We start from the raw sequence: 14,855 nt of genomic DNA on the forward strand, positions 1-14,855 counted from the left end.
ATTGGTATTAATCTAACTAATAGTTTTTGGTAAGGTTATGCTAATAGTTGTACCAATATTTTCGGTACTTTGAATATCAATCGTGCCATTTAGCTTTTGTAAAACAATGTTGTAGACAATATTCATTCCTAAGCCCGTTCCTCCTTCACTGCGCTTTGTTGTATAAAACGGTTCGTAAATTTTGTCTAATATTTCTTGTTTCATACCACAACCATTGTCAAAGAATTTAATGATGGCCCTATCTGCTGTGTCTTCTAGTACCTGAATTTCTATTTTAGCCTGTCGTTTATTTATGATTGTTTCAGGAAATGCATGACTAATCGTATTGGTCACTAAATTGGTTAGTACTTGCGCTAGTGCACCTGGGATAGTCATTACCTTCATTGGACTGGCTTCAATAGCTTGGTAGTGAATACCTTTTTTCTTTAATTGGCTTGATAGGGTATCTAATAATTCATTGATATATTTAACTAAATTTAACTCCCTCGGTTCCTCAATTACATGGTCAACGGCCACTTGTTTAAAGTTTGAGATCAAGGTGATAACTCTAGTTAAAGACTTATTCGATACTTCAGCTGATTGGGCTATATCATTCATAAAACCCGTAAGTTTACTTTTGGTTAGTTTATTTTCTGTTATTTTTTCAGTTAATTCCTTTGCTCTATCTTGTATAACACTTAACGACGTGACAACTATGCCAATGGGAGTGTTAATCTCATGAGAAATTCCGGCTGTTAATAAACCTAATGAGGCCATTTTTTCTGATTGTACTAATTGGCTTTGGGTATCCTCTAAATTTTTTAAGGTATCTTGAAGTTGAGCTGTGACCTTGCGATTTCGAATAAATAGAAAAACAACAAGTAGCGTAAACATGGAGACAATAATGATAAAAATTGCAGTGTATGCCAAGTAGGTATTTTTACTTTTTATGGTTTGATCTTTGTTACTAATTTCAGCTCTTTGTTTTTTTAATTGAGCTAGCTGCTGATCAATTTCTGCTTTATTCTGTGAGATTATTGTACCTAGGTTAGCAATTTGACCTTCTTTTTGTTGTACATCAATTATTTTTTGTTCTAATTGTTTTTGAGATTGGGATAGTGCTATGTTCCGTTGTTTTGATATTTCAATTAGTTCTTTTTCTTTTTCTAGGAATAAATTTTGCAATTGAGTTAGTTTAGATTGTTGATTTTTTAGTTCGGTATTTTGTTTTTGTATGGCTAACTCTCGTTGTTTTAATGCGATATTATTTTCAGTTAATTGTGTTTTTGAATTTTCTAAATTGTTTGCGGCTAACGACAATTGTTCTTGTAATGACGCTATATTTTGTTGCAATTTACTTTCACGTAATTTAGTTTTTTGCATGGCTAACTCGGTTTCACGATATAAAGTCGCTACATCTAACTCAGTCCCGCCAAGCAACAATAATTCGTTTGAGATAACTAATTTTTCGTAAATTAAATTTGATTTATTGATCTCGAAAGAAAGATTATTCGTGTCTAGGTTTTGCACAAAGTTAATCATCACGTCTTTTTTATTCAGGGCATTATGCGTAATTAACAAAGTTTCTGAGCGGCGAAGTTCAAATGCTATTTGCTCAAGGTTGTCGTTTAATGATTCTGGAATAACCACGACTTCAGCGCGTTTTGTGTCGTCCAAACTATCTGCACTAATAAATTTGATTGGTTTGTTTTTAACTTTTTTGTCGGTTAATAGGTTTACAAGAGTGTTATGAAAAGTTTGATCTTGATAAGTAGCAATGGTAAAAAAATTCTTCGACGTCTCGTTTGGCCAACTTGTATGTTTCATAAAGTTAAAAATAAAAACAGCTTTAACCTTGTCTTCATTAATCTTTTGCGCACAAATAGCTGAAGAGTTAAGTATTAAGCTAGTACATATTATTAAAATTAATCGCATTTTATTCTTCATTCAATACCTGAATTATCAATTGATTTTTAAAATACAAATTAAAGATAAATCGCCACTTACTGTAAGCCATAATGAATATTTACAATATACCAAGTTTTTAAGCCTGTCGGTGTTTGCACTTGGCATTCATCGTCGACCCTCTTTTTGATTAATGCGCGTGCCATTGGAGAATCAATTGAAATATAACTTTTTGCATCTCCATATATTTCATCTGGTCCAACAATTCTAAAGTTTTTTAACTCGCCGTTTTCATTTTCGACTTCGACCCAAGCACCAAAAAACACTTTTCCATCTTGTTCCGGCGCATAATTTACAACTTTTAACTCTGGTAATAATTTTCTAAGGTATCTAACTCGGCGGTCAATTTCCCGCAATTTTCGTTTATTGTACTGATAGTCAGCGTTTTCACTTCTATCACCTAAACTGGCAGCCCAAGTAACTATTTTAGTAATTTTAGGTCGAGTGTTATGCCATAAGTCATCGTGCTCATCCTTTAACTTTTTATATCCTTCGGGGGTAATTAATTTAGTTTTCAAAATCGGAGTCCAATTTATACCTAGTTAATTGAAACGTACTAACGATAAAGTATTGAGTATTTTACTTAACTCTATGAAGGTTAAGTAAAAGTTTAGGTAACGGCAAGCCTTTAGTTTTTGTTACTCTAAAAATATTTTTATTATTGCTTTTTATTACTAAGAATAAGCTCCTTTGGAAGTGCAAAAAGTGAATATTGAACTAGTCTTATAGGTAATCAAAGTATGACACTTTGAGGGGCAGGATATTAAAGGCGTTGCCCAACTAATGTCCTTTGTTTATTTAGATTTTAATATTGTTTTGATGATTTTAACCTGGCAACAATTAATGTTAAGGACTTAATCAATAACCAACACTTTAAAGTTAAATAACATTTTTGAAATTTCAATTACCCGTTTATTCGGGAATAGCAGCCCTTTTGAAGGGCAATAGAAGTTAAGGAATAAGGCGCAGCAAGGAAATGGCTGATAGTGTCAAAGAAAATATATAGCCGAACATGGCAACATGTTCGGTTTTTCTATACAACTAATATAGCCGTCGGCAATCATAAGCTTAAGGCAATTAGGGTTTTTTGAATAGCGCCATTATTTGACTTAAGTACATCTCCACCGGCTTCTCCACTGGATGCCTTTTCAGCAACATTAGTCAGCCAATAACTACAAGCATTTGTAATATCTTGCGCATTGTTAACTAGCTTAAGTGCCCCTACTTTTTTTAACGTTTGATTAATCTCTGGATTATTGTAAATCGAAGAACCCATCATAATTGGTACATTAAAAGCAGCTGGCTCTAGTGCATTGTGCCCACCTCTCTCAGCGATACTGCCACCAACAAAGGATAAATCTGCTAAAGCATAAAGTGAACGTAAAATTCCCATTTGATCACATAACAATACGTATGTGTTATGGCTAATTGGTTTGTTTTGGCTCATGCGTTCAACATCTATAGATTGTTGAAGTAATAATTGATAAACCTTTTCAAATCGTTGTGGGTGCCGAGGTACTAATATTAATAGTAAATTTGGAAATTTACTTTTTAACATTAAAAATGCATCTATTAGTATTTGTTCTTCTGGTTCATGAGTGCTGCCAGCAACAAGCACTATTTTATTGGTTATATTGTAGTCTTTAGCTAATTTTTTAGCTTTTAGAGCATCGTCAGGCGATGTATTAAATGAGAATTTAATATTATTCGTTAAAGTTAAATTGTCTTTTTTTACTCCTAGGGACAAGTAGTTTAGATAATCTCTTTGTCCCTGAGCGCAAATATGAGCAAAGCTCTGCAACATAGGGTGAAATAACGACGGAAGTTTTTTATATTTTTCTGTGGACTTTTCACTCATTCTGCCATTAATTATAAACAACGGTATTCGCATTTTGTAGCAGGTGGAAACAAAGTTTGGCCATAGTTCCATTTCGTTTATCAGTACCTTTTGAGGAGCAATACTTCTTAAAAATAGCCACATAAATAACGGAAAATCATAAGGGATATATTGGTGAAATACTCTATCTTTAAATAAAGAAGCTACTCGTTCAGCGCCAGTTGTGGTGTTTGTGGTGATGACAATTGACAGCTGAGAGTGCTTACAAAGTATTTCCTCGACCAAGGATTGAATCGCAACAACCTCGCCGACTGAAGCACAGTGGATTAATATGTTAGGAGAATTGTTTTTTAATCGGCAAATTCCAAACCGAGAAAATCTAGCTAAAGTATACCCAGAATTTTTTTTTAATAATAAAAATATGAAACGAACAAACAGAAAGGGCACTACTATTAACCATAATAAAGAATAAGTGTATCTTATTGCGATTTGTTTTGTGTTCATCAACAATGAATTTTTCATTAAAATGTTTGTTGGTTATTGGTGTTAATGTGTAGCCGATTCTAACAGAGAATCATAGTTGAGTAATTGGGAATAAATTGATAAGAGCTTGAATGAATGCTATTTTTTGTAAAAGTGGTAGCTTTTTTTGCCAGCTAATTTAGTATAAAAACATACCCTACTGGAGTTTTTTTGCTACAAATGAAATACTTTATTATCTTCTGTGTCTTTTGGATTTGTATATTTGCTGGTATTCGGAGTGAAGCAGCACAAAGCCAATTTCAGAAAGTCAAAGTTATTGTCAATACTTCAGTTCCAGCCTCAACAGTCTCAGAGCAGCAAATACGTAGAATTTTTTCTATGCGCCAAACTGTTTGGGCTAATAACCAATCCATTACCGTATTTGTGTTAGACAAAAAGCACCAAGTCCATCAGGCGTTTAGTACTAACACTTTAGGTATGTTTCCTTATCAATTAGAACGTGTTTGGAATAAGTTGGTGTATTCAGGGTTGGGAGAGGAGCCTATTAAAGTTAACAGTGAGCAAGAAATGCTAGATAGAATTAGTCGAAACCCAGGTTCAATAGGCTACATTAATTCAAATACCGAATATGAAAATGTCAAAGTGCTCAAAGTGATAAAGGAGTAAGTGAAATGAAACTTTTATCACCATACCGAATTTATATTTTGTGCTGTATTTTTATATCAGGACAAGGCTTTTCTGATTCTCTTAAAGTACATGGCTTTGTATCACAAGGTATTGTACAAGCTGTTGATTCTAATTTTGTAGATGATGATGAAGACGTTTCGTTTAAACTAACAGAAGTCGGTTTAAATGCTTCGTATAGAATAAATAACAATCTCAGGGTGGCTGGACAAGGTGTGTATCTAAATGGAGGTAATCGATACCCAGAAGGTTTACGGATTGATTATCTATTTTTAGATTGGCAATTACTTAATAGCCCTAATTGGAAAGTAAAAGCTCAAATTGGCAGAAATAAAAACTATCATTGGTTATATTCATCCACTCGAGATGTGCCACATACTCGACCATCCATAGTGCTCCCTCAATCTTTATATTTTGACGCTTTTCGTGATGTTGCGTTGGGGGTTGATGGATTGGTTTTGATAGCTACAACTGACAACGACTTTGGTGAGTGGGATGTTAATTTTAGTATTGGCAAGTCTAAAATTAGTAAACAAGAGCAACAAAATTTATTGGGAAAATCTGTTATAGGAGAGCTAAATCACGAGATAGACAAACAATTTAGTCTGTATTGGCGGCCAAAGTTAAGCAATATGCAATGGGGTATTTCTATATTGGATGCCGATTTTAAATATGATCAGGCATTAGGTGATACGTTTTTCGATGGAGATGAAACTTCCCAAAGGGTTATGTTTAATATGCTATATCAAGGAGAAAAGTGGGAGTTTGCATCGGAGATAATGAAGGAAAGGGTGATAGTTAATAATCTTTTATTTCCAGGCTATAAAAGTGATGCCACTGGAGAAGGTGGTTATTTGCAAAGCCGATTTTTTGCTACCCCTGATGTTACCCTAATGGCTCGATTGGACTTGTACGATCGAGATAGAAAAGATCGCCAAGGCTCTCAAATTGAACTCCTTAGTGGTGGCATGGTTCCTGGATATTTTGGCTATATGGATCAAGCCACTGTCGGTGCTAGTTGGCTCTTTTCTAAAAATATTCAAATTCAAGCTGAGTATCATAGAGTAAAAGGAACCAGCAGATTAGCGCCTTTCTTCACTCCGGATCTTATTGCAAATGATAGTAAATATTGGAGCATGTGGGCTGTTCAATTGATGTATTGGTTTTGATAGATGCGTAAATTTGTCAGTTTACCTTATAAAATAATGGGGCCATTAATGGCTCTATTATTAATGGCGAGTCTGTTAATTACTCTGTTATGGGTGAATAAAAATAATCAAGACTATGATATTCAACAACAAAAATTGCGACAACAGGACCAAAAGCAGTTTGAATTCATAAGAGAAATGTTACGGAATCGAATGGAATCTTGGTTGGAGTCATTTATTCATTTTCAGGCAAGCCATGCTGAAACTCCAAGTGATATTGCGAAAAATTTTAAGAATGAATTTGACTATATGCAATTGAATTGGCAAATCAATAATTTATGGATATTTAGTGCTGAACAGGAGCTGGTGTTTAGTACTACTAATAACACTCCTAACGATATAACGAATGACGTTGCACAGGTGATAAAATTTCAATCGTCAGTTTCTCAAATTAGATGTAACGAAAGCTGCCAAGTACAAACCAGTATGCCTATGTTGACAAACACAGGCGACCTAGTGATTTTGTCCATCAGTAATTCTTTATTAGAAACTTTAGCCTCTCTTCATCGTTCGACTTTCGCTCAGCTAGCCATTTTAAGTGTCAACGATTTGCAAAACAATGAAGTTGATATGGCGCAAGTATCTGTAAAAGATATGTTAGTTAATGCGCCAATAAGTAGCTCTAACCGAAAAGTTATGGAAGGCTTTTTAGAGCAACTACCAGAAAACCTAAATTTATTTGAAGTGCTCAATTCTGGGTATAGGTTGGATAATAACAAAGGCAGCTTTTTACTTAATTTATTATTCGTCGAGCCAGACGGTAATGATAAAACTTATGTGTTATTTGTGCATGATATTAGCGATGTGTCCTTAGCCCACCAGCAATATCAAACCCGTGTCATTCTTATCTCATTGACTGTGGTTATTTTATCGAGCTTGGCTTTGTTTTTTATGACAATGCAATTTCGCAGTCGTCTTATTTTGCTTGCACAACAATTACCTTTGTTAGCTGAGAAAAAATATAGTGAATTTAAAGCTAACAAGTTCTACAAAAATAAATTTTTTATTGATGAAATTGAATTACTTCAAGACTCTGCGAGTTTATTGGGTAAAGAACTTGAGTCGTTGGATCTAACGATTGAAAAAAATACTCGAGAACTCGAAAACATTGCAATGAATGATTGGTTAACAGGTTTACCTAATCGTAATATGTTGAATTTACAGATTGAAAAATTATTACTCAGCTTAGGTGACACCCATCAAAAGTTAACTGTGCTATTACTAGATTTTGATCAATTTCGTAAAATTAACGATAGTCATGGACATGATGTTGGCGATATTTTTTTAATTCATGCAGCGAAAAGGATCGCTGGATGTATTGACGAAAAAGATTTGCTGTTTCGTTTTGGTGGTGATGAATTTGTGTTGATAATCTTGGAAAAATCTAATCAGGATCGTGCGCCTATTATGGCGAGTAAAATAATCGACAGTTTTAGAGAGCCAATTGCTATTAACGAATTGATTTTTTATACGTCTGCCAGTATCGGTATTTTTAGTACCGAAGATAGTAGCTCTAAAATCGATGATTTAATTAGACGTTCTGATCTTGCCATGTACGCGTCAAAAGATGCGGGTGGCGGACAATACAGTATTTTTAACGAAAAAATGCAAATTAACGCTTTACGAAAAGTAGAAATTGAAAAAGAAGTGCGAGATGCTTTAGATAAAGGAGAGTTTAGTTTTGCCCTTCAACCTCAAGTGGATATATCAAGTGGCAAGTTACTCGGTTTTGAAGCACTAATCCGATGGTTTCACCCCGTTCGTGGTTTTGTTCCTCCAGATGAATTTATTCCAGTAATTGAAAATTCAGGATATATGTTGGAAATTGGATATTGGGGTATTAAACGAGCATTTTTGATTTTACAACGTCTTGATGAACTTGGGTTTAAAGAACTAAAAGTGGCGGTTAATTTGTCTGCAAGCCAGTTTCTTGATCCGGATCTAATTCCTTTTTTGGAAGGGCAGTTAAAAACTTTTGAAAGGGATGCCTCGCAAATTGAGTTAGAACTTACCGAACGAACCCTAGTTGCTGATATTGAACAAACCTTAGAAACCATGCAGCAATTGAAAAAAAGGGGCTTTATTTTTTCAATCGATGATTTTGGTACCGGCTACTCCTCCTTAGCGTATTTAAAACAAATGCCGGTAGATATTATTAAAATCGATAGAAGTTTTGTTTCAAATATGGAGAACAATAGTGCCGATATGCAAATAGTGTCTTCAATTATCGCCATGGTTAAAAAGTTGGGTATGACAGTGGTCGCAGAAGGTGTTGAGAATTCTATTCAAATGAAAATGTTGAAAAATTTAGAATGCACTATAGGTCAAGGATATTTCATCTCTAGGCCGATCCCTGAATCTGACCTTTACGAGTTATTGCCTGATAAAATTCATTACCAAGTTTGGGATGGTTTAGATAATCTGGACTGAAGGATAGGTGTACATAAATCTTTGCAGCTATAAATTAACAACTTTCAGACAAAATTTTATTCTCTAATTCCTATCTATAATATGACTCTCATTAATTATTTATTATATCAGAGGGTTTATGGATCCTGAATTTTATACTCGTTTATCACAGCAAATCTCTGACACCCAGTCTCAAGGTTTGTTTAAACAAGAACGTGTAATTGCTTCGAGTCAACAAGCTAAAATTACCCTTATAAATCAAAACAATGTCATCAATTTTTGTGCTAACAATTATCTTGGTTTAGCTAATCATCCAGAGTTGATTTCTGCGGCCAAAAGAGGGTTAGATAGTCATGGTTTTGGCATGGCATCTGTAAGGTTTATTTGCGGTACGCAAGATATACATAAACAATTAGAGAATAAAATAAGTCGATTCTTAATGACCGAGGATACCATCTTGTATCCCTCTTGTTTTGATGCGAATGGAGGTTTATTTGAAACAATTTTGGGGCCAAAGGATGCCATTATTTCTGATGCTTTAAATCATGCCAGTATTATCGACGGTGTGCGTTTATCTAAAGCTAAGCGATATAGATATGCAAACAACGATATGCATTCACTTGAACAACAACTCATTGCTGCTGACAGGGACAGGGCCAGAACTAAAGTTATTGCGACTGATGGTGTTTTCTCAATGGATGGGGTGATCGCTGACCTAAGTTCTATTTGTGATTTAGCTGATAAATATAGTGCCCTGGTAATGGTAGATGATTGTCATGCAACAGGGTTTCTTGGGGAAAATGGTCGTGGTAGTCATGAATATTGCAAAGTATTAGGCAGGATAGATATTTTAACCGGTACCTTAGGTAAAGCCTTAGGTGGCGCCTCTGGTGGGTATACCTCGGGTAAAAAAGAATTAATAGCTTGGTTACGTCAGCGTTCTCGTCCCTACCTTTTTTCTAATTCAGTTGCTCCGCCTATAGTTTTTGCCTCACTAAAAGTATTCGATATGATGGAAAATGCTGGAAGTTTAAGGCAGCAATTAAACCGCAATAGTAAACATTTTAGAAAACGTATGTCTGATGCTGGTTTTATATTATCTGGTCAGGATCATGCGATTATTCCAGTTATGCTGGGTGATGCTAAATTAGCTAGCATAATGGCTGATAAAATGCTTCACAAAGGTGTTTATGTTGTAGGCTTTTCATTTCCTGTTGTACCTAAAGAGCGGGCTAGGATCCGCACTCAAATGTCTGCGGCACACTCTATTGAGGATATTGATTTTGCAGTCGAAGCTTTCATTGAAATAGGTCGAGAACTTGGAGTGATAAAATGAAAGCACTGGTTAAATTACATAAGCAAGCGGGTATTTGGTTAAAACAACAACCTAAACCTAAGGTTGGGCACAATGATATATTGATTCAGATCCACAAAACAGCTATTTGCGGTACCGATATGCATATCTATAACTGGGATGATTGGGCTAAGAATACTATTCCAGTTCCCATGATTATTGGTCATGAGTATGTTGGTGAAGTAGTCCAAATTGGCCAAGAAGTAACAGGCTTTAGTATTGGTGATCGTGTTTCAGGTGAAGGGCACATAACTTGTGGTCACTGTCGTAATTGTCGTGCTGGGCGCAGGCATTTGTGTCGAAATAGCATTGGAGTGGGGGTGAATCGGCAGGGCGCCTTTGCAGAGTATTTGGTGATACCTGCTTTTAACGCTTTTAAAATTCCAGATAATATTCCTAGTGATTTAGCGGCTATCTTTGATCCATTCGGTAATGCTGTGCATACAGCCCTGTCTTTCGACTTAGTGGGCGAGGACGTTCTAATTACTGGTGCAGGAGCAATTGGCATTATGGCTGCTGCAGTGGCTCATCATGTAGGTGCGCGAAATGTGGTAATTACAGATGTAAATCCTTACCGTCTATCTTTGGCTAAAGGTATAGGAGTAACAAGGGCGGTTGATGTCTCCAAAGAGAACCTTAAAGACGTGATGCTGAGTTTAGGAATGACCGAAGGTTTTGACGTTGGCTTAGAAATGTCAGGTGTTGCATCTGCGTTTCGAGATATGTTAGAAAATATGAATAATGGTGGCAAAATAGCTTTATTAGGGATCCCTCCAAAAGAGCTTTCAATAGATTGGAATCAAGTAATTTTTAAAGGATTACAAATTAAAGGAATTTATGGTCGCGAAATGTTTGAAACTTGGTATAAGATGGCTAGCTTGATCCAAGGTGGCTTAGATCTGACTCCAATTATTACTCATCAATTTTCAATTGATGAATTTCAACAGGGGTTTGATATTATGGGCTCAGGGTGTTCAGGTAAGGTTATATTAAATTGGTAATTATTTGGAGGATCGCGAATGGAGCAATTTGCTCATATTTCAATACAAGAAACACAAGAAAAGTTACGAGCTGGGGTAGCTAAAGTAGTTGATATTCGTGACGAAGCTTCATTCATGGCTGGTCATATTCAAGATGCAACACATCTCACCAATGGCACTTTAAATAACTTTGTGGCAGAAGTTGAATTTGATACCCCTGTAATCGTGGTTTGTTACCATGGTCATAGTAGTCAACAAGCTGCACAGTTTCTTATCCATCAAGGTTTTGAGGAAGTTTACAGTATGGATGGAGGGTTTGAGGCTTGGCGTCAAACATTACCTTTTAACAGTGCAAAAGAAGCACCTTAGATTTGTCTGACTCAATTAAACTAGTTGCATTTTCAAAAGAGCAACCCGCACGACTATTAACGCATTACCTTCTAGAGAGAAAGCTACAAGCAGCATATCAGTACGCGGATGGTGAGTACTGTCATTCAGTAATATTAAAAAATTTAGCTGATGAGCAAGAAGCTAAAGTTATTGCTCAAGAGTTTATTCTTAATCCCGATGATGAAAAGTATCAGTCAGCAGCGTGGCAATCTGGTGAATCAGTTGATTTAACCCCTGAAAAGAAAGTGTCGTTAAAAAATGTTACTATGGTTTTACGCTCAGCCCCTTTTACTGCGTTAATTTTACTACTATGTGCGGCTACTTTTTTATTGGCTAATATTGGAATTACTGCTCCTTATTCTTGGTTACATATTCAGCCAATAGGTACATTAATTGACAGTCAACAATGGTGGCGATTACTTGGGCCAGCTTTACTCCATTTCTCATTACTGCATATTGTATTTAATTTGTTGTGGTGGTGGTCATTAGGTAAACAAATTGAAAGTACTTTTGGTTTGAGTAGTTTATTTTTGTTGTTTGTATTTTCTGCAGGCGTATCTAATGTGGCTCAATTGCTTATCGATGGACCAAATTTTGGTGGATTATCAGGTGTAGTTTATGCTCTTGTTGGTTGCGTCTGGTGGTTAGGCTGGTTAAAACCTAGTTGGGGAATAGGTCTTCCTAAACCAATTGTGGGCTTTATGCTTATATGGTTAGTTGTTGGTTATATTGGTATTTTACCGATAAATATGGCAAATACCGCGCATACAGTAGGTTTAGTTTGTGGTTGTTTATTCGCTTGGTTTTTAGTTAAAAAAGGCAACTAAAAGTAATTTGTTGCCGATTTAAATTGATGGGGATTTATAAAAGCAGCCTTTGGGCTAACTTTGATGGTATAAATATTTAGTAAAGATAACATCTTTGATCATATTTAAACCGGTTTCTTTGCGCATTAATTCTTGTAATTTTTCTAGGCAATTTCGGCGAATATCTTCCCGTCCGGTCAAAGACCTTACTTTTTCTTCTGTTTGCCTACCAAACACTTCAATTGCTGCAGCTCTAATTAATGGAGAATGATGTTCAGCAGCTTCTAAATATTCAGCATCTTCTAACATCAATTCGATTGAAACCCGCACAAATCCTAATTTTCTGGCTGATGAACCTAAAAAATTGGTAACAATATCTGGTTCAAGACTGAAATATGCATAATTTTTCCTTTTTACATCTTGGGCATATGCCAAATTTTGGTAACTGAATAATAACAATAAGCTTGCCATGACTAGCTTGAATTTATTCATAACCTTTTTCCACCTTGAATACTTTTATAACGCTAGTGTATCAACTTTTTATACGAACCATAAAATATATTTAGTGACTTTAGTATTAGAAGCTTCAGTCTTAGTTTGCTAATTGATATTATCAACCTAAGTTCATTCACTAGTTAAAAATATTGAATTCACCTTATAGATTTCCGGTTGGGATCTCCTCACCTTGGTTAGCGCCTAAATTGTTACCTATTCCAAATGAAAACTTACGTACTTGGTTACTCAATTCAGGTTCGTTAACTGAAAGATTGGTTGCAAGGTGCACTGATTTTCAACTTACAATTCTTGGTCAAGAACGCATAAGTTTGACAAATGATGAATTTTCGCAAGTATGCGAACCGGGTCAAAAATTTAATGAGCAAGACTGGTTAATTAGAGAAGTCATATTATGGGGAGACGGCACACCTTGGGTATTCGCTCGTTCAATTATTCCGATAAGATTGTGGCAGCAGGATTTTACTGATTTAAATTCGCAGCCTTTAGGGCAAAGAATTTTTAACGATGTTAGATTTAAGCGATTACCATTTCAAATTACTAAAGTGGGTACCAATCAGTTGTTTTCTGAAAAGTTAAATGTTTCCAATAAGCATGATTTATGGGGCCGTCGTTCTGTATTTTGTTTCGAAAATTTAAAAATGATGGTGTGTGAAGTGTTTTTGCCCGATAGCCCAGCTTATACAAAAATTGGTACAGCTTTAGATGCAAAATAATCTTGTACATAATATTAAGTGGAACGCATATTGGCGTTTGATGCGAGCTGATAAGCCAGTAGGAATATACTTGTTGCTGTGGCCATGTATTTGGGCACTTTGGATTGCTTCATCTGGCTTACCTGATTTGCATATACTAATTGTATTTGTACTTGGTGTTATTGTGATGCGCTCAGCCGGTTGTGTGATCAATGATTATGCTGATCGTAAAGTTGATGGAGCGGTAAAACGAACTTCAAACCGCCCCTTAGCTTCAGGTGAATTAAGAGAAAAACAGGCCTTAGGGTTGTTTATTTTACTTATTCTTATCGCGTTTCTATTGGTATTAACATTAACTTGGCAAACAGTTGTGATGTCAGTTGGTGGTTTATTACTGGCAACCATTTATCCATTCATGAAACGTTATACTCATCTACCACAAGTTGTCCTTGGGGCTGCTTTTGGTTGGTCTATCCCTATGGCGTTTGTGGCTACACAAGCTCCTTTTGACTGGGTTGTTTGGGCGTTGTATTTTGCCAACCTATGTTGGACTGTTGCTTACGATACTCAATATGCCATGGTGGATCGTGATGATGATATAAAGATTGGCATAAAATCGACCGCGATTTTATTTGGTCGATACGATAAATTTATTATTGCTATTTTACAACTCATTGCTGTGTTGTTATTGCTTGCAGTTGGGGAGCATTTGCAGTTTAGTTGGATGTTTTATTTGGCTATATTTATCAGTCTACTTTTATTTATGTATCAACAATGGTTAATTAAAGGCAGGCAAAGAGACTTATGTTTTAAGGCTTTCTTACATAATCATTATGTTGGTTTGACAATCGCCATTGGCGTTATTACCCACTATACTTTTAATTAATCAGTTCTGTTCATGTATAAAGCCATATACATCACGGATAGCAAATTCTATAGTAGAATTATCTAAAACGATAACAATAAGTATACGTGCAGTATGAAAGATAAAAAGTTCCCTGTTTTAACCAGCCAAAGACTTAAGCTTGATCGGCTAACTCAGAAAGATATTAAAAATATCTTTGGAATTTTTTCAGACCCAGCGGTAATCGAACATTACGACGTTGAAATATTTAAAGATAAAAGTGAAGCCAGTGAGCTAATTAAATATTTTAACGCTTTATATGAAGGAGATGGTGGCATTCGATGGGCTATTAGGGATAAAAAAACAGGCACATTTATCGGCTCATGTGGTTATAGTAATTGGAATCCTTTCGATCACTCGGCTGTTATCAGCTACGAGTTATCTAAAACACACTGGGGTAAAGGTTATGCCAGTGAAGCATTAACTAGTATTATCAATTTTGTATTTGATGAAAACTTTCATTTTTATGTACATAGAATTGAAGCTTTAATTTTACCTTCTAATAAGCCTTCGGAACTTTTGGCTAAGCGTCATCATTTTGAATTTGAAGGGACATTGAAAGAGAAATGTTACTGGAATAACAGCTTTCATGATATGAATATGTTTGCCTTGTTACGGAAAGATTGGTCTAAGCTATAAGTTTTATTT

14 protein-coding genes are annotated in these 14,855 nt (G+C 35.5%); 10 read left to right on the forward strand and 4 right to left on the reverse strand.

The genetic code is table 11. The features are described 5' to 3' along the window. Positions 1-12: 12 nt before the first annotated feature. The 3 genes from L0668_RS19480 to L0668_RS19490 form a co-directional block, all read right to left on the reverse strand. The gene (locus L0668_RS19480; protein WP_235314398.1) at positions 13-1,926 is read right to left on the reverse strand and encodes a YfiR/HmsC family protein; all 1,914 of its coding nucleotides are present in this window, start codon (positions 1,924-1,926) and stop codon (positions 13-15) included. Between the two features lie 56 nt (positions 1,927-1,982). After that, a complete protein-coding gene (gene greB / locus L0668_RS19485) occupies positions 1,983-2,462 on the reverse strand; it encodes a transcription elongation factor GreB (protein WP_235314399.1) in 480 nt (159 codons plus the stop codon). 542 nt (positions 2,463-3,004) lie between these two features. After that, the gene (locus L0668_RS19490) at positions 3,005-4,303 is read right to left on the reverse strand and encodes a 3-deoxy-D-manno-octulosonic acid transferase (RefSeq protein WP_235314400.1); all 1,299 of its coding nucleotides are present in this window, start codon (positions 4,301-4,303) and stop codon (positions 3,005-3,007) included. A gap of 180 nt (positions 4,304-4,483) precedes the next feature. Here L0668_RS19490 and L0668_RS19495 point away from each other — a divergent pair, with 180 nt between their 5' ends. From L0668_RS19495 to glpG, 7 genes are all read left to right on the forward strand, one after another. Further along, complete coding sequence (locus tag L0668_RS19495; RefSeq protein ID WP_235314401.1) at positions 4,484-4,930, forward strand: type 2 periplasmic-binding domain-containing protein; 447 nt, start codon at positions 4,484-4,486, stop codon at positions 4,928-4,930. Between the two features lie 5 nt (positions 4,931-4,935). Then, positions 4,936-6,117: a TonB-dependent receptor gene (locus L0668_RS19500; RefSeq protein ID WP_235314402.1), complete on the forward strand. Its 1,182-nt coding sequence runs from the start codon at positions 4,936-4,938 to the stop codon at positions 6,115-6,117. Between the two features lie 3 nt (positions 6,118-6,120). After that, positions 6,121-8,586, forward strand: coding sequence for a putative bifunctional diguanylate cyclase/phosphodiesterase (locus L0668_RS19505; protein WP_235314403.1), 2,466 nt, complete (start codon positions 6,121-6,123; stop codon positions 8,584-8,586). A gap of 118 nt (positions 8,587-8,704) precedes the next feature. Then, positions 8,705-9,901 carry a glycine C-acetyltransferase gene (locus tag L0668_RS19510; protein ID WP_235314404.1) on the forward strand — a complete coding sequence of 399 codons (1,197 nt, stop codon included), beginning with the start codon at positions 8,705-8,707 and terminating at the stop codon, positions 9,899-9,901. Then, positions 9,898-10,920, forward strand: a complete 1,023-nt coding sequence (tdh, locus tag L0668_RS19515; RefSeq protein WP_235314405.1) for an L-threonine 3-dehydrogenase — start codon at positions 9,898-9,900, stop codon at positions 10,918-10,920. Before L0668_RS19510 ends, tdh begins: the two co-directional genes overlap by 4 nt. Before the next feature lie 18 nt (positions 10,921-10,938). After that, the gene (gene glpE, locus L0668_RS19520) at positions 10,939-11,268 is read left to right on the forward strand and encodes a thiosulfate sulfurtransferase GlpE (protein ID WP_235314406.1); all 330 of its coding nucleotides are present in this window, start codon (positions 10,939-10,941) and stop codon (positions 11,266-11,268) included. Positions 11,269-11,270: 2 nt separating this feature from the next. Then, a complete protein-coding gene (gene glpG, locus L0668_RS19525; RefSeq protein ID WP_235314407.1) occupies positions 11,271-12,116 on the forward strand; it encodes a rhomboid family intramembrane serine protease GlpG in 846 nt (281 codons plus the stop codon). Between the two features lie 54 nt (positions 12,117-12,170). Here glpG and L0668_RS19530 read toward each other — a convergent pair whose 3' ends face one another. After that, positions 12,171-12,587 carry a flagellar basal body-associated protein FliL gene (locus tag L0668_RS19530; RefSeq protein WP_235314408.1) on the reverse strand — a complete coding sequence of 139 codons (417 nt, stop codon included), beginning with the start codon at positions 12,585-12,587 and terminating at the stop codon, positions 12,171-12,173. 152 nt (positions 12,588-12,739) lie between these two features. Between L0668_RS19530 and L0668_RS19535 the strand changes: the two genes are divergently transcribed. The 3 genes from L0668_RS19535 (at position 12,740) to L0668_RS19545 (ending at position 14,846) form a co-directional block, all read left to right on the forward strand. Continuing rightward, entirely contained in the window at positions 12,740-13,324 is a 585-nt protein-coding gene (locus L0668_RS19535) for a chorismate--pyruvate lyase family protein (protein ID WP_235314409.1), read from the forward strand. Continuing rightward, the gene (gene ubiA, locus L0668_RS19540) at positions 13,314-14,189 is read left to right on the forward strand and encodes a 4-hydroxybenzoate octaprenyltransferase (protein WP_235314410.1); all 876 of its coding nucleotides are present in this window, start codon (positions 13,314-13,316) and stop codon (positions 14,187-14,189) included. Before L0668_RS19535 ends, ubiA begins: the two co-directional genes overlap by 11 nt. Positions 14,190-14,282: 93 nt before the next feature. Next, a complete protein-coding gene (locus L0668_RS19545; RefSeq protein WP_235314411.1) occupies positions 14,283-14,846 on the forward strand; it encodes a GNAT family N-acetyltransferase in 564 nt (187 codons plus the stop codon). Positions 14,847-14,855 lie beyond the last annotated feature (9 nt).

The sequence above is a fragment of the Paraglaciecola algarum genome (assembly GCF_021532655.1).
Lineage (GTDB): Bacteria > Pseudomonadota > Gammaproteobacteria > Enterobacterales > Alteromonadaceae > Paraglaciecola > Paraglaciecola algarum.